General features: G+C 68.4%; 15 protein-coding genes. 7 read left to right on the top strand and 8 right to left on the bottom strand.

Translation table 11 applies throughout. From position 1 onward, the window contains the following. Positions 1-35: 35 nt before the first annotated feature. The gene (locus AC6LJ9_RS07190; RefSeq protein WP_498147011.1) at positions 36-1,034 is read right to left on the bottom strand and encodes an ornithine cyclodeaminase family protein; all 999 of its coding nucleotides are present in this window, start codon (positions 1,032-1,034) and stop codon (positions 36-38) included. Then, positions 1,027-1,902 (bottom strand): fumarylacetoacetate hydrolase family protein, encoded by an 876-nt coding sequence (locus AC6LJ9_RS07185; RefSeq protein WP_498147010.1) that lies wholly within the window; start codon positions 1,900-1,902, stop codon positions 1,027-1,029. Before AC6LJ9_RS07185 ends, AC6LJ9_RS07190 begins: the two co-directional genes overlap by 8 nt. 210 nt (positions 1,903-2,112) lie before the next feature. Here AC6LJ9_RS07185 and AC6LJ9_RS07180 point away from each other — a divergent pair, with 210 nt between their 5' ends. After that, positions 2,113-2,844: a GntR family transcriptional regulator gene (locus AC6LJ9_RS07180; protein WP_498147009.1), complete on the top strand. Its 732-nt coding sequence runs from the start codon at positions 2,113-2,115 to the stop codon at positions 2,842-2,844. 30 nt (positions 2,845-2,874) lie between these two features. Here AC6LJ9_RS07180 and galE read toward each other — a convergent pair whose 3' ends face one another. Beyond that, positions 2,875-3,906, bottom strand: a complete 1,032-nt coding sequence (gene galE / locus AC6LJ9_RS07175) for a UDP-glucose 4-epimerase GalE (protein WP_498147008.1) — start codon at positions 3,904-3,906, stop codon at positions 2,875-2,877. A 239-nt stretch (positions 3,907-4,145) separates the two neighbouring features. Then, the gene (locus tag AC6LJ9_RS07170; RefSeq protein ID WP_498147007.1) at positions 4,146-5,078 is read right to left on the bottom strand and encodes an AraC family transcriptional regulator; all 933 of its coding nucleotides are present in this window, start codon (positions 5,076-5,078) and stop codon (positions 4,146-4,148) included. Between the two features lie 153 nt (positions 5,079-5,231). Between AC6LJ9_RS07170 and AC6LJ9_RS07165 the strand changes: the two genes are divergently transcribed. Next, the gene (locus AC6LJ9_RS07165) at positions 5,232-6,302 is read left to right on the top strand and encodes an MBL fold metallo-hydrolase (protein WP_498147006.1); all 1,071 of its coding nucleotides are present in this window, start codon (positions 5,232-5,234) and stop codon (positions 6,300-6,302) included. A 56-nt stretch (positions 6,303-6,358) separates the two neighbouring features. Here AC6LJ9_RS07165 and ilvA read toward each other — a convergent pair whose 3' ends face one another. Beyond that, complete coding sequence (ilvA, locus tag AC6LJ9_RS07160) at positions 6,359-7,981, bottom strand: threonine ammonia-lyase, biosynthetic (protein WP_498147005.1); 1,623 nt, start codon at positions 7,979-7,981, stop codon at positions 6,359-6,361. 406 nt (positions 7,982-8,387) lie between these two features. On the opposite strand from ilvA, the gene AC6LJ9_RS07155 reads away from it, so the two are divergent. After that, positions 8,388-10,616 carry an NADP-dependent isocitrate dehydrogenase gene (locus AC6LJ9_RS07155; protein ID WP_498147004.1) on the top strand — a complete coding sequence of 743 codons (2,229 nt, stop codon included), beginning with the start codon at positions 8,388-8,390 and terminating at the stop codon, positions 10,614-10,616. A 351-nt stretch (positions 10,617-10,967) separates the two neighbouring features. Next, positions 10,968-12,341 carry an MATE family efflux transporter gene (locus AC6LJ9_RS07150; protein ID WP_498147003.1) on the top strand — a complete coding sequence of 458 codons (1,374 nt, stop codon included), beginning with the start codon at positions 10,968-10,970 and terminating at the stop codon, positions 12,339-12,341. Positions 12,342-12,370: 29 nt separating this feature from the next. Here the strand turns inward: AC6LJ9_RS07150 and AC6LJ9_RS07145 are convergent, their stop codons facing one another. The 3 genes from AC6LJ9_RS07145 to AC6LJ9_RS07135 form a co-directional block, all read right to left on the bottom strand. Beyond that, positions 12,371-13,006: a VTT domain-containing protein gene (locus AC6LJ9_RS07145; RefSeq protein ID WP_103274367.1), complete on the bottom strand. Its 636-nt coding sequence runs from the start codon at positions 13,004-13,006 to the stop codon at positions 12,371-12,373. 315 nt (positions 13,007-13,321) lie between these two features. Continuing rightward, on the bottom strand, positions 13,322-14,122 hold the full coding sequence (locus tag AC6LJ9_RS07140; protein ID WP_498147002.1) for an ABC transporter permease: 801 nt from the start codon (positions 14,120-14,122) through the stop codon (positions 13,322-13,324). Further along, positions 14,113-14,727: an ABC transporter ATP-binding protein gene (locus tag AC6LJ9_RS07135; protein WP_498147001.1), complete on the bottom strand. Its 615-nt coding sequence runs from the start codon at positions 14,725-14,727 to the stop codon at positions 14,113-14,115. The genes AC6LJ9_RS07140 and AC6LJ9_RS07135 overlap by 10 nt, the downstream gene beginning before the upstream one ends. 473 nt (positions 14,728-15,200) lie before the next feature. Here AC6LJ9_RS07135 and AC6LJ9_RS07130 point away from each other — a divergent pair, with 473 nt between their 5' ends. Genes AC6LJ9_RS07130 through AC6LJ9_RS07120 form a run of 3 tightly spaced genes read left to right on the top strand, consistent with a single transcriptional unit; the run spans position 15,201 to position 19,077 of the window. Beyond that, complete coding sequence (locus AC6LJ9_RS07130) at positions 15,201-16,601, top strand: lysine N(6)-hydroxylase/L-ornithine N(5)-oxygenase family protein (RefSeq protein ID WP_498147000.1); 1,401 nt, start codon at positions 15,201-15,203, stop codon at positions 16,599-16,601. A 17-nt stretch (positions 16,602-16,618) separates the two neighbouring features. Continuing rightward, a complete protein-coding gene (locus AC6LJ9_RS07125) occupies positions 16,619-17,224 on the top strand; it encodes a GNAT family N-acetyltransferase (protein ID WP_498146999.1) in 606 nt (201 codons plus the stop codon). Beyond that, positions 17,221-19,077, top strand: coding sequence for an IucA/IucC family protein (locus AC6LJ9_RS07120; protein ID WP_498146998.1), 1,857 nt, complete (start codon positions 17,221-17,223; stop codon positions 19,075-19,077). The genes AC6LJ9_RS07125 and AC6LJ9_RS07120 overlap by 4 nt, the downstream gene beginning before the upstream one ends. Position 19,078 lies beyond the last annotated feature (1 nt).

Genomic DNA, 19,078 nt, shown 5'->3' with positions numbered 1-19,078 from the left:
GGCGCTCGCGCCGGCTGTCTCATTGATTGTTGGTGTCAGCCCTGCGCCAGCAGCAGGTTCTCGCGGGTCTGCGGCGGCAGCGCCACGCCCAGGCCGCGCGCCAGCGCCTGCTCGTACACCACCGTGGCCATCGCCAGGTCGGACAGGCCCATGCCCATGCCCTTGAACAGCGTCAGCCGCGCATCCGGGGCGCGCGTTTCACCGGCCGCCAGCACGTCGCTCAGCCGCGACACGCCCGGCCAGGACGATGCGTCGACGCCGTAGCGCTCGCGCAGCTCGCGCGAACCGCGCCTGGCGTTCTCCAGGTCGTCGACCACCACCCGGTCGGCGCGTTCGAACACGTCCTGCGCGAACTCGGCCTTGGCCGGCAGGATCGCGCCCACCGCGTTCAGGTGGCGGCAGTCGGCCAGCTGGGCCGCGTCCACGAAAGGTTCGACGGCGCGCGTGATCAGGGTCACGATCTCGGCATCGGCCAGCGCGTGCGCCAGCGTGGGGGATTCCTCGATCTCGAAGGCGTATCGGGCCGAGGCCGCCGCGACGAAGGCGCGGCGCTTTTCCGCCGTGGGGCTGTACACGCGCACCCGCCGCAGTTCGCGCACTTCGGCCAGCGCCGCCAGCTGCGTCACGGCCTGCGGTCCGGTGCCGATCAGCGCGGCGCGGCTGGCGTCTTGCGGCGCCAGGGCGCGCGTGGCCACGCCGCTGATCGCGGCGGTGCGCAGCATGCCCAGCGCGCGCGCCTCGATCACCGCGCGCAGGAATCCGGTGCGGGCGTCGAACAGGCTGAACACCGAGCCGCCGCCGGCCTTGGTATGGACCCAGGTCTTGAAGCCGGCGTAGCCGCCCTCGCCCGTCTGCACCGAACCCAGCGCGTGCATGGAACTGCCATCGCCCCAGGTCGCCAGCGCCTTGGGCAGGTTGCGGGCCTCGTCACGGCCCTGGGCCACCAGCATGCCGTGCAGCGCGTCGATGGCGCGGCGCATGTCCAGCACCGAGACCACGTCGCGTTCCGTCAGGTACAGCAGCGCATCAGCCATGCGCGTCTCCTTGTTCTTGATGTGCCGGGGCGGGCTCGTCCGCCACCCGGTTGACCAGCGTGCCCACGCCGGGAATGTCCACTTCCAGCCTGTCGCCCACGGCCATGAAGCGCGGCGGCTTGCGGCTGGAGCCCACGCCCTCCGGCGTGCCGGTGGCGATCACGTCGCCCGGCGACAAGGGGGTGAAGGCGCTGATGTAGGCGATCAGCTCGGCGACGGGAAAGATCAGGTCCGAGACCTCGCCCTGTTGCAGGGTCTCGCCGTTCAGCCGCGTCATCACGCGCAGCCGCGCCGGGTCGCCGATCTCGTCGGCGGTGACCAGCCAGGGGCCCAGCGCGCCGCTGCGCTCGAAGTTCTTGCCGGGCGTGACCTGGGCGTTGTGCTTCTGGAAGTCACGCAACGAGTTCTCGGCCATGCAGGTGTAGCCAGCCACATGAGACAACGCGTCGCGCGCCGCGATGTGGCGCCCTGCCCGGCCGATGACCACGGCCAGCTCGCCTTCATAGTCGTAGCGGTCGGAGGCGCGCGGCTTCCACATGTCCTGGCCGTGGCCGACGAAGCTGTCGGCATAGCGGATGAACAGCGAGGGATGCGCCGGCAGCTCGCGGCCGGCCTCCAGCACGTGGCGTCCGTAGTTCAGGCCCACGCACAGGATCTTGCGCGGGTTGGGCACGGGCGGCAGCCATTGCAGGCCCGCCAAGGGCGTACAGGGCATGCCGGCGCGACCGGCCTCCTGGGCGATGCGCCCGACGCCGTCTTCCAGCGCGGTCCGCATGTCGGGCCATACGCCGGACAGGTCCACGACCTCCTCGCCGCGCACCACGCCCCAGGCCTGGCGGCCGCCCTGCTCGAAGCTCATCAGCTTCATCTTGTCTCCTGTCGGTTCGGACTGAAGGCATGCATCCGCACCCGGTTTTGCATGCAATCCGGGCGTTTTTTGATTCCCGTCCGTTGTTTTTATAAATTATTGCATGCAATTTTGAGAAATCGCAAGGGCAGATCAGATATTTATCGACCGATTGCATGCAATTTCGCGGGTACACTGGATTCTTCCCCGACCACCCCAGGACCTTGCCGCATGGCCGCACAGATCGACAAAGTCATTTCCGAACTCCGCGACATGGTGCTGTCCGGCGCCCTGCAGCCGGGCGAGCGCGTGGTGGAGCTGCAGTTCTCGGCGCGGCTGGGCGTGTCGCGCACGCCGCTGCGCATCGCGCTGACCGAGCTGGAAAAGGAAGGCCTGCTGGAACGGCTGCCGTCGCGCGGCTTTCGCGTGCGGGCCTTCACGGTGGACGAGATCGGCGACGCGGTGGACGTGCGCGGCGTGCTGGAAGGCATGGCCGCGCGGCTGCTGGCCGAGCGCGGCGCCCCGCCCGAGGTGCTGGCGCGGCTGGAGCAGGCGGTGGAAGAAGGCCGCCAGCTGCTGGCGCCGGCGCGGCTGGATCCCCACACCACGGTGGACGCGCGCGCCTGGGGCCAGATCAACCGGCGCTTTCACGAGATCCTGTGCGAAGCCGCCGGCAATCGCGCGCTGCTGTCGGCGCTGGAACACAACAACAAGACGCCGCTGGCCGGCCCGGCCGCGCTGACGCTGCCGTCCACGCCCTCATTGCTGGAAACGCCCTTCGTGCTGCGCGCGCAGGCCGATCACGAAGACCTGCTGCGCGCCATCACGCGGCGCGAGGCGGTGCGCGCCGAGAACCTGATGCGCGAGCACGCCTACCGCAGCCGCGAGAACAAGCGCGTGCTGCTGGAATCGTTTCGCGGCGCGCTGGCCGCGCGGCCGCTGCTGGCGGACGCCAGCGCTTGAGATGAGCGCACGCTTCGCGACCCGGCCGGGCTACGCGGATCGATAGCCCGACGGATTGCGGCGTTGCCAACGCCAGGCATCCTCGCACATGCGGTCGAGATCCAGGCGGGCCTCCCAGCCCAGCAAGGCCCGGGCCATTCCGGTCGCGGCATAGTAGACCGCCACGTCGCCGGAGCGCCGTTCCGTGAATTCATAGGGCACCTGCCGGCCGCTGGCGCGCTCGAACGCGGCGATGACCTCCAGCACGCTGTACCCGCGCCCCGTGCCCAGGTTGACGGTAAAGCCGCCGCCCTGCTTGCGCCCCAGCTCCGCCAGCGCCACGATATGGCCGCGCGCCAGATCAACCACATGGACGTAATCGCGCACGCCGGTGCCGTCCGGCGTCGGCCAATCGTGCCCGAACACACGCAGCAGCGGCAGGCGTCCCGATGCCACGCGGGCGACGAAGGGCATCAGGTTGTTGGGAATGCCCGATGGGTCTTCGCCGATCAGGCCGCTCTCGTGCGCGCCCACCGGGTTGAAGTACCGCAGCGTAGCAATCCGCCAGGCCGGGTCGGACGCGGCCAGATCCGCCAGGATGCGTTCGCCGGCAAGCTTGGTCTGCGCATAGGGGTTGGTTGCCGAAAGCGGCGCGGTCTCGTCCAGCGGCACCGTGGCCGGATCGCCATACACCGTCGCGGACGAACTGAACACCAAGGTCTTGACCTGCCGCGTCCGCATGACCTCAAGCAGATTCAGCAGGCTGATCAGATTGTTGCGATAGTAGGCCAGCGGCGTGCGGACGGAATCGCCCACGGCCTTGTGCGCCGCGAAATGGATGACGCCGTCTATGCGGTGCGCGTCGAACAGCTGCTCCAGCGTTTCAAGGGAACAGGCGTCGCCGCGCACGAAGGCCAACTCGCCGTCCGCGATGCGGCGTATGCGCGCGATCGCTTCCGGATGGCTGTTGATCAGGCTGTCCAACGCCACGACCCGGTAGCCTTGCGCCAGCAGTTCCACGCAGGTATGCGAACCGATGAAGCCAGCGCCGCCGGTGACAAGAATCGTCTCGGTCCCAACCATGAGTCTGCTCCATGAGTGGATGCCCCATGCAGGGCATCGCCCTTTCTTGGCCGGCAACCCGGTCAAGCCAGATGAAGCGATTATTGGCGCCGGACCAGGACGCCGCAAAGCCGCCAAAAGTAGCGGTTCCCGACCCACGCCCTAGGCCTGATGGACGATGCCTGGATCCTTCGCGCTAGGCCGTCCGGCTGACATGCGATGACGCCATCGGACGCCGGCAAGCCGCTACGTGCGCACCCTCAGACCGTCAGCGGCAGCGCCCCGCCCCTGCGCCGGTACTGCGACGGCGCGCACAGCATGGCGCGCTTGAACGCCGTGCTGAAGGCGCTTTCGGATTCATAGCCCAGCGAGAACGCGATGGCGGAAATGCTCTCGTCGCCGCTGCGCAGCCGTTCGGCCGCCGTGTGCATGCGCCAGCGCGTCAGGTAGTTCATCACCGTGGTTCCCGCCAGCGCCTTGAAGCGCTGCGCGAAGACCGTGCGCGACACGCCGGCGACGCGGGCCAGCGCCTCCAGCGTCCAGCCGCGTCCCGGTTCGGCGTGGATGGCGCCCAGCGCCGCGCCGATCCTGGGATCCGCCAGCGCCGACAGCCAGCCCGCCGGTGCGCCGCAAGACAGCGCGCCCAGGTGGATGCGCAGGATCTGCACCAGCATCAGATGGACCAGATGGGTCGATACCAGCGCGCCGCCGGGACCCGGACTACGCAACTCCGAGGCCAACTGCTCCAGCGCCCAGCGCAGCACGGCGGCCTGCGGCGAAGCGCCCGGCACTTTGATCAGGGGCGGCAAGGCGTCGAACAGCAGCGCCGCGTGATGGCTGTCGAAGTTCACCTTGCCGCTGACCAGGAACTGCTCGCCGCCGCCGTTGTGGACGGCGATGCCGTCGCGCACCACGGCTTCCAAGAGATGGGAGGGGTCGTCCGGCGCGAGCGCCAGGTCCGACGCCATCACGAAGCGGCATCCCCGGTTCACCAGGAAGCAGTCGCCCTCGTCGAAACGGATCGGCGCGTCCTGCCCCGCCACCCTGCCCCAGCACGATCCGCGCAGGGCGGCGGCGAACTTGATGCCGTCGTGCGCAGGAAAAGCGAACGACCACTCGCCCGCCACGTCGAAACCCGCGTAAAGCTGGCTTTGCGGTTTGAGCAGAGAAAGCACGTCTGACAAAGGATCCAAGACAGATTCCGTACGATCAACAAAGAAATAACGACTTTAAAGCATGGATCGTTCCCGATCCAGCCCTTAAGCTCTGGGCAATCCGGGGCGATTCGCCGGCCGCCCAGGCCGCCGGCCCGCCGCCCCGCCCTGTATACGGAGTTGATGGTCTAGATGCGCAATCCCTTTTCCTGTGCCGCCACCGGCGACTACGCCAGCTCGCCACAAGCCAGCGGCGGCCGCTTCCGCAACGCCACGCCCAAGCCCACCAAGGCGCCGGCGTCCAGCGCCCGCATCATGTGGGATTTCTTCTTCAACAAGCCCGCCAACACCACGCCGCCCGCGCCGGTGCCCGTGCACCCGCTGACGCGCGAGGCGCTGCGCCTGGCGCCGGACCGCAGCCTGTACCGGCTGGGCCATTCGACGGTGCTGCTGAGGCTGCGCGGCGGCTGGTGGCTGACCGATCCGGTGTTCAGCGAGCGCGCCTCGCCAGTGCAGTTCCTGGGTCCCAAGCGCTTCCATGCCCCGCCGATTTCCCTGGCCGAGCTGCCGCCGCTGCGCGGCGTGATCCTGTCGCACGACCACTACGACCATCTCGACCGTCGCGCCATCAAGGCGCTGGCGAGCAAGACCGAGGTCTTCCTGTCGCCGCTGGGTGTGGGCGACCGCCTGGCCGCCTGGGGCGTGCAGGCGGACCGGATCCGCCAGTTCGATTGGTGGCAAGACGTCGAAATCGACGGCCTGCGCCTGACGGCCACGCCGGCCCAGCATTTTTCCGGACGCAGCCTCGCCGACAGCAATCGCACGTTGTGGTCGTCCTGGGTGATCGAGGACGACGAGCTGCGCATCTTCTTCAGCGGCGACAGCGGCTATTTCGACGGCTTCGCCGAGATCGGCCGGCGCTTCGGCCCGTTCGACCTGACCCTGATGGAAACCGGCGCCTACGATCCGCAATGGCCCTACGTGCACATGCAGCCGACCGAAACCGTGCAGGCCCACCAGGACCTGCGCGGCCGCTGGCTGCTGCCGATCCACAACGGCACCTTCGACCTGGCCATGCACGCCTGGGACGACCCGTTCCAGCAGGTGGTGGCGCTGGCCGCGCCGCGCGGCATCCAGGTCACCACGCCGATGATGGGCGAACGCATCGACATCGCCGCGCCGCACGCGGGCCAGCGCTGGTGGCGGCAGCCGCATGCCGCGGGCGCCGGCCAGCAACCGCGCATGGGCGATTCGCGCGCCTAGCGCCCCCCTCTCCCCCGCGCGACCCGGACCGCCACGCCATGGCGGTCCGCCCGTTTTCAGGCCAGGAATTGCCGGTAAGCCGGGTTGTCGGTTTCCTCGGAATGGGCGTAGCCCAGCTGCGCCAGGAACGCGTCCAGCGCCGTCGCGTCCGCCGGCGGCGCCTGGATGCCGACCAGGGCCGAGCTGAAATCCACGCCCTGGTTGCGATAGTGGAACAGGCTGATGTTCCAGTTCGGCGCCATGGCCGACAGGAATTTCATCAGCGCGCCCGGACGCTCCGGGAACTCGAAACGGAACAGGCGTTCACCCGCCGCCAGCGGCGAGCGGCCGCCGACCATGTAGCGGATGTGCTGCTTGGACAACTCGTCGTGGCTCAGGTCGCGCACGTTGAAGCCCTCGTCCTGCAAGGACCGCGTGATGTCGGTGGCCTCGCCCCGGCGCGCGATCTGCACGCCGACAAAGATATGGGCGCGGCGCTCGTCGGCGATGCGGTAGTTGAACTCGGTGACGTTGCGTTGCCCGATCACGGTGCAGAAGCGGCGGAAGCTGCCGCGCTCTTCCGGCAGCGTGACGGCGAAAGCCGCCTCGCGCGCCTCGCCCACATCGGCGCGGTCGGCCACGAAGCGCATCCGGTCGAAGTTCATGTTGGCGCCCGAGGTAATGGCCACCAGCGACCGACCGCTCACCCCTTCCCGTTCGACATAGCGCTTCAAGCCCGCCAGCGCCAGCGCGCCGGCCGGCTCCAGCACGCTGCGCGTTTCCAGGAATACGTCCTTGATGGCGGCGCAGACCGCGTCGGTGTCCACCAGGATCACTTCGTCCAGGTACTCGCGGCACAGGCGGAAGGTTTCCTCGCCCACCAGCTTGACGGCGGTGCCGTCCGAGAACAAGCCGACCTCGGCCAGGTTCACGCGTTCGCCCGCCCGCAGCGACTGCGCCATGGCGCAGGAGTCCTCGGTCTGCACGCCGACCACGCGCACCGCCGGATTGACGGCCTTGACGTAGGTGGACACGCCCGCCGCCAGGCTGCCGCCGCCGATGGGCACGAACACCACGTCGGGCGCCGACGGCATCTGGCGCAGGATCTCCATGCCCACCGTGCCCTGGCCGGCAATCACATAGGGATCGTCGAAGGCAGGGATGAAGGTCAGCGCCTGCTGCCGGGCCAGCGTCTGCGCGTGGGCATAGGCGTCGCTGTAGGAATCGCCGGCCAGCACCACCTCCACCGTCGGCCCGCCATGGGCGCGCACCGCGTCCACCTTCACCTGCGGCGCGGTCTGCGGCACCACGATGGTGGCGCGCACGCCCAGCCGGGCGGCGGATATCGCCACGCCCTGGGCGTGGTTGCCGGCCGAGGCCGTGATCACGCCCCGGTCCAGCGCGGCCTGCGACGTGTTGCGCATCTTGTTGTAGGCGCCGCGCACCTTGAACGAGAACACCGGCTGGTTGTCCTCGCGCTTGAGGTACACCGAGTTGCCCAGCCGGGCCGACAGGCCGCGCGCCGGTTCCAGCTCGGTTTCGCGGGCGATGTCATAGACGCGGGCGGACAGGATCTGGCGCAGATAGTCCAGCTGCGAGGGCTGGCCCTGGGCGAATCCGCCCGCGCCGGACGGAGCGGCGAGGTCGGCGCAAGCGGAGGAAAAAGCGGAGGAAACGGTGGCGGTCGGCGTGTCTGGCATGCGGATTCTCTGTGTTTGCCCGGAACGGCGGACACAAAAAACCCGCCTGTCTGGGCGGGTGGCTGTGACTGAATGCGGTCGCTGGCTAACCCACCATTTCGGGAATGATGGAAATAATAATCAGCGAGATGCTGGCGACGCGTGCATTCATGGGACGTACTTTCCGCCAAGCCCGACCGTTTGTCAAATGGACGCCCGGCGCCCGCGCCGCTGTCCTCCGAGCCAGCCACGGTATTACAATGTTCGATTAGTGACTGCGGCACCCACCTGGACGGTCGAGCAACTGGACCGTGACAAAGGCCGGGCGGCAGCCATGTTTGGCCACTCTCGACAACACTACCGGCTAGCGCCGCACAGCATGCCCAGGTCCGCGCCCAGCGCGAGGCGCCGGGCAGATTCAAGGATCATGTCTCTTACTCCGAAGATTATCTATACCTTTACCGATGAAGCTCCGGCGCTGGCGACCCGTTCGCTGCTGCCCATCGTCCAGGCCTTCGCCAAGTCCGCCGGCATCACCGTCGAAACGCGCGACATCTCGCTGGCCGGCCGCATCATCTCCGTCTTCCCCGACTATCTTGAAGCAAGCCAGAAGCTGGGCGACGCCCTGGCCGAACTGGGCGCGCTGGCCGTCAAGCCGGAAGCCAACATCATCAAGCTGCCGAACATCAGCGCCTCGATGCCGCAGCTGAAGGCCGCCATCAAGGAACTGCAGGCCCAGGGCTACAAGCTGCCCGACTACCCGGATTCGCCCGCCAACGACGCCGAGCGCGACGTCAAGGCGCGCTACGACAAGGTCAAGGGCAGCGCCGTCAACCCCGTGCTGCGCGAAGGCAACTCCGACCGCCGCGCGCCGCTGTCGGTCAAGAACTACGCCCGCAAGCACCCGCACAAGATGGGCGCCTGGGCCGCCGACTCCAAGTCGCACGTCTCCCACATGAACGAAGGCGACTTCTACGGCACCGAGAAGTCGACCCTGATCGCCGAAGCCGGCGACCTGAAGATCGAACTGGCCGCCGCCGACGGCGCCGTCACCGTGCTCAAGGACAAGACCCCGGTCAAGGCCGGCGAGATCATCGACGCCGCCGTCATGTCCGCCGCCAAGCTGAAGTCCTTCCTGCAGGCGCAGGTGGACGAGGCCCGCGCCCAGGGCGTGCTGTTCTCGGTGCACCTGAAGGCCACCATGATGAAGGTCTCCGACCCCGTCATCTTCGGCCACGTGGTGTCCGTGTTCTACAAGGACGTGCTGGCCAAGCACGCCGACGCGCTCAAGCTGGCGGGCTTCGACCCGAACAACGGCATCGGCGACCTGTACGCCAAGATCCAGTGCCTGCCCGCCGACCAGCAGGCCGCAATCACCGCCGACATCGACGCGGCCTACAAGACGCTGCCGGCGCTGGCCATGGTCAACTCCGACCGCGGCATCACCAACCTGCACGTGCCCAGCGACGTGATCGTCGACGCCTCGATGCCGGCCATGATCCGCGACTCGGGCAAGATGTGGAACGCCGCCGGCGAACTGCAGGACGCCAAGGCCGTGATCCCGGACCGCTGCTACGCCGGCGTCTACCAGGCCGTGATCGAGGACTGCAAGGCCAACGGCGCCTTCAATCCGGTGACGATGGGCAGCGTGCCCAACGTCGGCCTGATGGCCCAGGCCGCCGAGGAATACGGCTCGCACAACAAGACCTTCGTCATCCCGGCCGCCGGCACCGTGCGCGTCACCGACGCCTCGGGCAAGGTGCTGCTGGAGCAGGCCGTCGAGGCCGGCGACCTGTGGCGCATGTGCCAGACCAAGGACGCCGCCGTGCAGGACTGGGTCAAGCTGGCCGTCACCCGTGCCCGCGCCACCAAGACCCCGGCCGTGTTCTGGCTGGACGAGAACCGCGCCCACGACGCGCAGGTCATCGCCAAGGTCAAGCAGTACCTGAACGACCACGACACCAGCGGCCTGGACCTGCGCATCCTGGATCCGGTCGAAGCCACCAAGTTCTCGCTCAAGCGCATCCGCGCCGGCCAGGACACCATCTCGGTGACCGGCAACGTGCTGCGCGACTACCTGACCGACCTGTTCCCCATCATGGAGCTGGGCACCAGCGCCAAGATGCTGTCGATCGTGCCGCTGATGGCCGGCGGCGAGCTGTTCGAGACCGGCGCCGGCGGCTCCGCGCCCAAGCACGTCCAGCAGTTCGTCCAGGAAGGCTTCCTGCGCTGGGATTCGCTGGGCGAGTTCATGGCCCTGGCCGAATCGCTGGATCACCTTGGCCGTACCTACAAGAACGCCAAGGCCCAGGTGCTGGCCAAGACCCTAGACCAGGCCACCGCCAAGTTCCTGGACGAGAACAAGTCGCCCGCCCGCAAGGTCGGCGGCCTGGACAATCGCGGCAGCCACTACTACCTGGCCATGTACTGGGCCCAGGCCGTGGCCGCCCAGACCGAGGACGCCGCGCTGGCCAAGCAATTCGCCAACGCCGCGATGGAATTCGGCGAGCGCGAGACGCGCATCCTGGACGAGCTGAAGTCGGCCCAGGGCAAGCCCGTGGACCTCGGCGGCTACTACCAGCTGGACGAGGCCAAGGCTGTCGCGGCCATGCGCCCCAGCGCCACGCTGAACCAGATCCTGGCCTCCATCGGCTAAGCGTCTGTCGCCCGGCGATCCGCGTTGCGCGCGGATGCGCCAGGAAAAAGAACGGCGGTCCCGCGAGGGGGCGCCGTTTTTTTTGTCCCGCTATACCGCCCCGCTGCCTCCGATCCCGGCGCCCCTTGCCGCCGCCACGCCTGCCTGGGTCTGCCTCAAATATTTTTACCCGGACATATTGATTTGATTATTTTGTCCGGGTAATATTTGCACCTGCCTGCCCGGCCCGATTGCGCGCCACTGACGCGCCGCCTCGCGGACAGGCAGACCAACCTCTTCCCCACGGACCCATGACCTTCCGCCGGAACCCTTTCCGTCGCGGACAGGCCCCGTATCGCCCAAGGAAACGCGATGACCCAGGCCCCCCCCTTGCCTCCTTTGCAAGCCCCGCCCTTATGGAAAACCTATCTGGCGATTCTGGCGCCCATGATGCTGACCAACACGCTGCAGGCCGCCGCCGGCACCATCGACGGCATCTATCTCGGCCAGATGATCGGCCTGGACGCCATCGCCGCCGTATCGGCCTTCTTTCCCGTGTTCTTTTTCCTGCTGGCCATCATCATCGGCCTGAGCGTCGGCGCCACCGTGCTGGCCGGCCACGCCTGGGGCGCCCGCGATCCCGCCCGGGCGCGCGCCGTCGCCGGCACCGCCCTGGCGCTGGTGCTGGCGATGGGCCTGATCGTCAGCGTGATCGGCGGCCTGACCGCCCCCATGCTGCTCAAGGCCCTGGACACGCCGCCCGAGATCCTCGATGACGCCGTGCGCTACGCCCGCGCGATGCTGATCGGCGCGCCGCTGATTTTCCTGCTGTGGCTGGCCACATCCATCAGCCGAGGCGTGGGCGATGCCGTCTCGCCCATGTGGGCGCTGGTCCTGGCGACCGGCGTGGCGATGCTGTGCACGCCCGCGCTGATCGCCGGCTGGGCCGGACTGCCCAGGCTGGGCGTGCTCAGCCCGGCCGTGTCGACGCTGCTCGGCTTCACGCTGGCGCTGGGCTGGCTGGCGTGGCGCTGGCGCCGCCGGGGCCATCCACTGGCGCCCAATGCGGCCCTGTTGCGCGAACTGCGCTTCGATCCGGCGCTGACGCGCGCCATCCTGAAGATCGGCGTGCCGGCCGCCCTGCAGATGCTGACCATGGCGGCGGCCGAAATCGCGTTGCTGGGGCTGGTGAACCGCCACGGCGCGCAGGCCACGGCGGCCTATGGCGCGGTGACGCAGCTGATGAGCTGGCTGCAACTGCCCGCGATGTCGCTGGGCGTCAGCGCCACCATCCTGGCCGCCCACGCCATCGGCGCCGGACGCGGCCACCGGCTGGGCGCCATCGCCCGCACCGGGTTGATGATGAACGTGACAGTGACGGGCCTGTTCGTCTGCGCCGCCTATGCACTGGCGCCCTACGCCATTGGCCTGTTCCTTAAGGACGGCGCCGCCGCCGCGCAGGCCGGCGAATTGCTGCGCATCGTGGCGTGGAGCGTGGTGGCGCTGGGCTGCGCGTCCGTGCTGTCGGGCGTGATGCGCGCCAGCGGCACCGTGCTCGTGCCCGCCACGCTGGGCGTGCTGGCGATCGTGGCGGTGGAACTGCCCGCCGCCTGGTGGCTGGACGCGCGCATCGGCCTGTCAGGCATCTGGTGGGCCTACGCCCTGGCCTTCATGGCGATGCTGGTCCTGCAGTCGGGCTACTTCATGCTGGGCTGGCGCGGCCGGACGCCGCAGCGCCTGGTCTAGTCAGTAGCGTGCCAGCCCAGCGCCTGGCGTCAGCGCTGCTGCGCCAGGCGTCGCACCTGCAGCCATTGCAGCGCGACGGGGATCAGCGACAGGCCGATGATGATGACCGAGACCCAATGCAGGTTGGCCCGGACCCAGGGGATGGAGCCCAGCCAATAGCCGGCCAGCATCATCGAGCTGCACCAGACGACGCCGCCGACCACGTTGTAGGCGTAGAAGCGGCCGCGCGGCATCTGCGACAGGCCGGCCACGAAAGGCGCCAGCGTGCGCACGATGGGCACGAAGCGCGCGACGGTGATCGTCATGGCGCCGAAGCGCGCGAAGTATTCCCGCGCGCGCTCCATGTGCGCGGGCTTGATCCATCGGCTGTGCGCCAGCTTCTGGCCCCAGCGGGAAGAACCGATCGTGTAGTTGAGCGCGTCGCCGGCGATGGCGGCGGCCGTGATGATGGCGATGGAGGTCAGCGGATCGATGCCCGCCAGCCCGAGGAAGGCGCCCGCCGCGAACAGCAGTGAATCGCCCGGCAGGAAGGGCATGATCACCAGTCCCGTCTCGACGAAGATGATGAGGGCGATGATCAGGGTGCCCAGCACCCAGTTCTGCGCCAGCAGGGCCATCAGGCCGTTTTCGCTGGTCAGCCACGCAAACATTTCGGTAATGCTCATCAATGTAACGATCCCGTTTTCGTGCCGGTCTGGCCGGCGTTATTTGCCAAATCCGCCTGGGGCTGAACGACTCCCGTGGGAACGGCAGGCCCAGGCGATCCCGCGCCCCCTGGCGCACTTCCGTCTCCGCTGAAGGAAGGCGCATCACGGCGCGGCGCGCCCGCATGAGCGAACGCGGCGCGGAGGCATTTCCGCGCCGGCGCATTATCACCCGGCGCGCGTCGAGTTTTCATTGAATTGGTGACCGACCGTAGCCGCCGGAGTGGCCGGCGAGAGGCAGCGGGCGAAGCCCGCCCCGCCCGTCGCCGCATGCACTCAATCGGGCATGTGCAACCGGTCCAGCCGCAACCGACCGCGCCCGTCGCTCAACCGCCGCATGGCCCCGTAGGCCGCGCCCATCGCCGCCATGCCGCTGGCCCCGCACAGCAGGAACATCAGCAGGATCTGGTACTTGGCCGCCTCGACCGGATCCATGCCGGCGATGATCTGGCCCGTCATGATGCCGGGCAGCGTGATGATGCCCGCCGCCGACATCTGATTGATGCTGGGCAGGATGCCGCGCCGCACCGACTCGCGCAGCACGGTGGCGAAGGCCAGCCGGGGCGGCGCGCCCAGCGAGATGCGCGCCTCGATCGCCAGCTTCTCGCGCGCCGCGCCGGCCAGCATGCCGTCCAGCGCCAGGCTGGCGGCATTGAGCACGCTGCCCAGCACGATGCCGACCAGCGCGATCACATAGCGCGGGTCGTACCAGGGATCCGGCCGCAGCGCCGTGTTTAGGATGAAGAGCGCCGTCACCAGCGTGGTGGCGCCGACCGCCGCTGCCCCGACCCAGCCGTTGCCGTGCCCGGCCAGCCGCGCCTTGGGCCGCGCCGCGACCTCGCGCGCGGCCAGGCCCATCATCGCCGCCGCCACCAGCGCGGTGAGCCAGGGTGCGGCATGCGCGAACACCAGCTTCAGGATGTGGCCCACCAGCAGCAGCTGGACCACAGTACGCGCCGCCGCCCACAGCGTCTGGCGCTGCATGCCCAGGCGCAGCGCGAAGGAAATCGCCGCGCACAGCAGCACCAGGCAGGAGGCGACCAGCAGGTCCGTGGCTTGCAGCCGTATCACGTCCATAGCGTCTCCAGCTTGCCCAGCCGCATCCGCCAGGCGCGCCGGCACAGGCGCCGCGCCTGTTCCTCGCTGTGCGTGACCAGCAGCACCGCGCCGCCTTCGTCCAGGTAGCGGCGGACCTCGCCTTCGACACGGACCGTCGCGTCCGGATCCAGGGCCGCCGTGGGTTCGTCCAGCAGTAGCGCGCGCGGCCGTTTCACCAAGGCGCGCGCCAGGCCCAGGCGCTGGCGTTCGCCGGTGGACAGCTCGCGCACCAGCGCCTGCAGTTTTTCGGGCGCCAGCCCCAGCCGCTCCACCAGCCCGGCGGCGGCGGCCGCATCATCGAAGTGCGCGGCCACGCGCTCTTCCCACCAGCCGGCCTCGGCCTGGCAATAGATGACCTGGCGGCGCCATTCGTAGCCCGCCATGCCCGAGCGCGGCGCGCCGTCGAGTTCGACTTCGCCCTCGCCCGGATCCAGGTCGGCGACCTGGCGCAGCAGCAGGGACTTGCCCGAGCCCGACGGCCCCATCACCGCCGCGCATTCGCCGGATGCCAGCGACAGATCGACGGCGGCCAGCCTTGCGCTGCGCACCGCCTTGAGCGCCAGTCGCGGCCGCGTGTCAGCCATGCGCGCGGCCCTCGTCCCGCGCCGCGTTGGCCATTGAGTAGATGCGCGCCGCGCGCGGCTTGATATGCCTGGATTCCATCCTGATTCCCTTACGTCCTGCCGTTGTGCCGCCGGCGCACAGGCGCGCCACGGAACAGTTCGCGGGCATTGTCCCACACGCTCCGGAGCGCAGGACGCGTCCCTATGCCGACCGCCACCCTGCATATGCCGACCGCTCGCAAGCCGGCGCGGCGCGTGTCAGCACAAACCCGTATTTGCTAGAGTTGCTGCATTGCAAATGAAAATCACACCCATGTGCATTACAAGGTATTGCAATTCCGGCAAAGGCAGTTCCCCGCTGATCGCGCGCGCCCTCCGGCAGGTCTACCTGTGCCGGCCCATCCCGCCCGATTGACGCCAGTCCCGGGCGCTTCCCTTCCCCGTGCCGACCGCAGCGCACGCGCAACGCAGACTCAGCAAAGGCGACTCCAATCATGAATCGAGAAATCTATGACTTCGTGGCTATCGGCCTAGGCCCCTTCAACCTCAGCCTGGCCTGCCTGTCCGCGCCGCTGCCCGGCGTACGCGCGCTGTTCCTGGAGAAAAAACCCGGCTTCGACTGGCATCCGGGCATGCTGATCGAGGCCTCCACGCTGCAGAACCCCTTCCTGGCCGACCTGGTCAGCCTGGCCGATCCGCGCAGCGAATACAGCTACCTGAACTACTGCAAGCAGACCGGCCGCATCTATTCGTATTACATGCGCGAGAACCACTATCTGAGCCGCGCCGAGTACAACCGCTATTGCCAGTGGGTCGTGGCCCGCCTGCCCAATCTGCGCTTCAACAGCGACGTGCAGGGCGTGCTGCACGATCCGGACAGCAACACCTACCTGGTCACCGGCCAGCACGCCGCCACCGGCGAGCGCTTCATGGTCCGCTGCCGCAAGCTGGTGCTGGGCATGGGGTCGCAGCCGTCCCTGCCCGCCTGCTGCGACCGCCGCGCCGCGCCCTATATCCATAGCGCCGACTACCTGCGCAACAAGGCGCAGCTGCAGCAGCGCGACTCCATCACCATCGTGGGCAGCGGCCAGAGCGCGGCCGAGGTCTTCCACGACCTGCTGCGAGACAGCGCCGGACACGACTACAGCCTGGCCTGGATCACGCGCTCGCCGCGCTTTTTCCAGATGGAGAACACCAAGCTCACGCTGGAACTGATCTCGCCCGACTACACCGAGTATTTCTACGATCTGCCCGAAGCGCGCCGCCGCCAGATCCTGGCGCAGCAGAGCAGCCTGTACAAGGGCATCAACGCCTCGCTCATCAACCAGATCTACGACCTGCTGGACGAGAAGATCCACGACGGCGACCGGCGCTACACGCTGCTCACCAATTCCGAACTGCGCGCCTGCCGCTACGACCGCGCGCAAGCGCGCTATCACCTGGAATTCCACCACGTCGACTACGCCCAGCCGTTCAGCCACGCCACCGACGGCCTGGTGCTGGCCACCGGCTACTCGCACAGCATCCCCGCGTGCATCAACCCCATCCACGACCGCATCGCCTGGAACGAGGACGGCAGCTACCGGATCGGCCGCAACTACGCCATCGACCACGACGGCGGCGAGATCTACGTGCAGAACATCGGCCTGCTCAGCCACGGCGTCACCAATCCCGACCTGGGCTTCTGCTGCCATCGCAATTCGCTGATCCTGCGCGAGCTGACCGGCGCGGAACACTACCCGGTCGAGGCCCACACCGCGCTGCAGGAGTTCCGCCCGCCCGCAAGCGGCGTGCTGGCGCATCGCCAGGACCGGCGCGCCGCCGGCAAGCGCCTGCATGCCACCGCGACCGAGCTGATGCCCATGATGGACGGCCATCGCGCCGCCACCGTATGAATCGCGAGGAAACCACGATGATGACCATGATGGCCACCTTCCTGGGCGAGATCGACCGCCACGCCCGCGAATGCTATGACGAGGGCGCCGGGCTGGCGCTGCGTCCGCTGGATCCCGAGGCCGACGCGCCGCTGCTGCAGCGCTGGTTCGCGATGGATTACGCGCGCTTCTGGTCCATGCAGGACCACAGCGTGGCGCAGGTGCGCGACTTCTACGCCGCGCTGTGCGGCGGCGGCCATGCCCAGGCCTGGCTCGGCTCGCACCAGGGCCGCCCCGCCTTCCTGGTCGAGTGCTACGACCCCGTCCACGACCAAATTGGCGAGCACTACCCCGTGCGTCCGGGCGACATCGGCATGCACATCTTCATCGGTCCGCCCACGCAACGCATCCCGGGCTTCAGCCGCGAGGTCTTCGCCCTGGTCATGCGCTTCCTGTTCGACCGGCTCAACGCCGCCCGCGTGGTGGTCGAGCCGGACGCCAACAACGCCAAGATCCATGCGCTGAACCTGGCCATGGGTTTCGTCTACGCCGGGCAGGCCCGGTTCCGCGAGAAAACCGCCAGCCTTGCCTTCTGCACCCGCGCCCAGTTCGAGCAGGCCCAACTTCAGGAGTCCACCCTATGAGCCACCCCGCCACGCAACATCCGTCCCAGGTCGCCAGCCACCTTGAACCCGAGGTCTGGGCCAAGGTCAACCGGCTGCTGGTGCGCAAGGCCATCTCGGAATACGCGCATGAATGGCTGCTGGAGCCCGAGCGCCTGGGCCCGTCCGACAGGCCCGGCTTCGACCGCTACCGGCTGGCGCTGGCCGAAGGCGCCGAGTATCGCTTCGACGCGCAGATCATGGCCATGCGCCACTGGCGCATCCCGCCCGAATCCATCGCCAAGACCGTCGCCGGCGCGCCCGCGCCGCTGGACGCGCTGCAATTCGTGATCGAGGTGCGCGACCGCCTGGCCCTGCCCGCCGACCGCCTGCCCATCTACCTGGACGAGATCACCAGCACGCTGCACGGCAGCGCCTACAAGCATGGCCGCGCCGCTCCAGGCGCCGCCGAGCTGGCGCTGGCCGACTACCAGACCATCGAGACCTCGATGATCGAGGGCCACCCCAGCTTCGTCGCCAACAACGGCCGCCTGGGCTTCGATGCCGAGGACTATCACGCCTACGCCCCCGAGGCCGCCGCGCCGATCCGCGTGATGTGGCTGGCGGTGCACAAGGACAACGCGCACTTCGCCTGCCTGTCCGACATGGACTACGACAGCCTGCTGCGCGAGGAACTGGGCGAGCAGGCCGTGGCCGCCTTCACCGAGCGACTGCGCGGCCAGGGACTGGACCCGGCCGATTACTACTTCATGCCCTCGCATCCCTGGCAGTGGTTCAACAAGCTGTCGCTGGCCTTCGCCCCCTATGTCGCCAACCGCAAGATCGTGTGCCTGGGCGAAGGCGCGGACCAGTACCTGGCGCAGCAGTCGATCCGCACCTTCTTCAACATCAGCCAGCCCGCCAAGCGCTATGTGAAGACCTCGCTGTCGATCCTGAACATGGGCTTCATGCGCGGCCTGTCGCCGTACTACATGTCCGGCACGCCGGCCATCAACGAATACATCCACGGCCTGATCGCCTCCGATCCGTGGCTGCGCGCGAACGGCTTCACCATCCTGCGCGAGGCGGCATCGCTGGGCTTTCGCAACTACTACTACGAAGCCGCCATCCCGGTGGACACGCCGTACAAGAAGATGTTCTCGGCGCTGTGGCGCGACAATCCGCTGAAGCAGATCGCGCCGGGCCAGCGCCTGATGACCATGGCCGCGCTGCTGCACGTGGATCCGCAGGGCCGCGCGCTGCTGCCCGAGCTGGTGCGCGCCTCCGGCCTGCCCGTGGACGCCTGGCTGCGCCGCTACGTCGACGCCTACCTGACGCCGCTGGTGCATTGCTTCTACGCCCACGATCTGGTGTTCATGCCGCATGGCGAGAACGTCATCCTGGTGGTGCAGGACCACGTGCCGGTGCGCGCCTTCATGAAGGACATCGCCGAGGAATCGTCGATCCTGAACCCGGACGCCGCGCTGCCCGAGAACGCGCGCCGGCTGGCCGCCGACGTGCCCGAGGAATACAAGCTGCTGACCATCTTCGTGGATGTGTTCGAAGGCTACTTCCGCCACCTGAGCCACATCCTGGCCGAGACCGGCCTGATGCAGGAGGACGCGTTCTGGGAACTGGTGGCCGGCCGCGTCGCGGCCTACCAGGAAGCGCATCCGCAGCGGCTGGCCAAGTACCGCCAGTACGACCTGTACGCGCCGGACATGATCCATTCGTGCCTGAACCGCCTGCAGCTGGCCAACAACCTGCAGATGGTCAACCTGGCCGATCCCATCGGCAGCTTCCAGATGGCCCCCAACCTGGTCAACCCGATCGCGCGCTTCCGCCCGCGCTGGCTGGACCAGACCGAGGCGGACGCCGTCCGCGCCGCCGCGTGAG

It is taken from the genome of Achromobacter sp. 1011811831, from assembly GCF_059760905.1.
This window is presented reverse-complemented; position numbering and strand designations above follow the sequence as displayed.

What these genes read in the sequence shown, in the direction of transcription:
- AC6LJ9_RS07135 (WP_498147001.1), bottom strand. Translation starts at nt 14,727, where the DNA reads ATGGCTGACACGCGGCCGCGACTGGCGCTCAAGGCGGTGCGCAGCGCA.
- AC6LJ9_RS07150 (WP_498147003.1), top strand. Translation starts at nt 10,968, where the DNA reads ATGACCCAGGCCCCCCCCTTGCCTCCTTTGCAAGCCCCGCCCTTATGG.
- AC6LJ9_RS07180 (WP_498147009.1), top strand. Translation starts at nt 2,113, where the DNA reads ATGGCCGCACAGATCGACAAAGTCATTTCCGAACTCCGCGACATGGTG.
- AC6LJ9_RS07120 (WP_498146998.1), top strand. Translation starts at nt 17,221, where the DNA reads ATGAGCCACCCCGCCACGCAACATCCGTCCCAGGTCGCCAGCCACCTT.
- AC6LJ9_RS07155 (WP_498147004.1), top strand. Translation starts at nt 8,388, where the DNA reads ATGTCTCTTACTCCGAAGATTATCTATACCTTTACCGATGAAGCTCCG.
- AC6LJ9_RS07190 (WP_498147011.1), bottom strand. Translation starts at nt 1,034, where the DNA reads ATGGCTGATGCGCTGCTGTACCTGACGGAACGCGACGTGGTCTCGGTG.
- ilvA (WP_498147005.1), bottom strand. Translation starts at nt 7,981, where the DNA reads ATGCCAGACACGCCGACCGCCACCGTTTCCTCCGCTTTTTCCTCCGCT.
- AC6LJ9_RS07130 (WP_498147000.1), top strand. Translation starts at nt 15,201, where the DNA reads ATGAATCGAGAAATCTATGACTTCGTGGCTATCGGCCTAGGCCCCTTC.
- AC6LJ9_RS07140 (WP_498147002.1), bottom strand. Translation starts at nt 14,122, where the DNA reads ATGGACGTGATACGGCTGCAAGCCACGGACCTGCTGGTCGCCTCCTGC.
- AC6LJ9_RS07145 (WP_103274367.1), bottom strand. Translation starts at nt 13,006, where the DNA reads ATGAGCATTACCGAAATGTTTGCGTGGCTGACCAGCGAAAACGGCCTG.
- AC6LJ9_RS07185 (WP_498147010.1), bottom strand. Translation starts at nt 1,902, where the DNA reads ATGAAGCTGATGAGCTTCGAGCAGGGCGGCCGCCAGGCCTGGGGCGTG.
- AC6LJ9_RS07165 (WP_498147006.1), top strand. Translation starts at nt 5,232, where the DNA reads ATGCGCAATCCCTTTTCCTGTGCCGCCACCGGCGACTACGCCAGCTCG.
- galE (WP_498147008.1), bottom strand. Translation starts at nt 3,906, where the DNA reads ATGGTTGGGACCGAGACGATTCTTGTCACCGGCGGCGCTGGCTTCATC.
- AC6LJ9_RS07125 (WP_498146999.1), top strand. Translation starts at nt 16,619, where the DNA reads ATGATGACCATGATGGCCACCTTCCTGGGCGAGATCGACCGCCACGCC.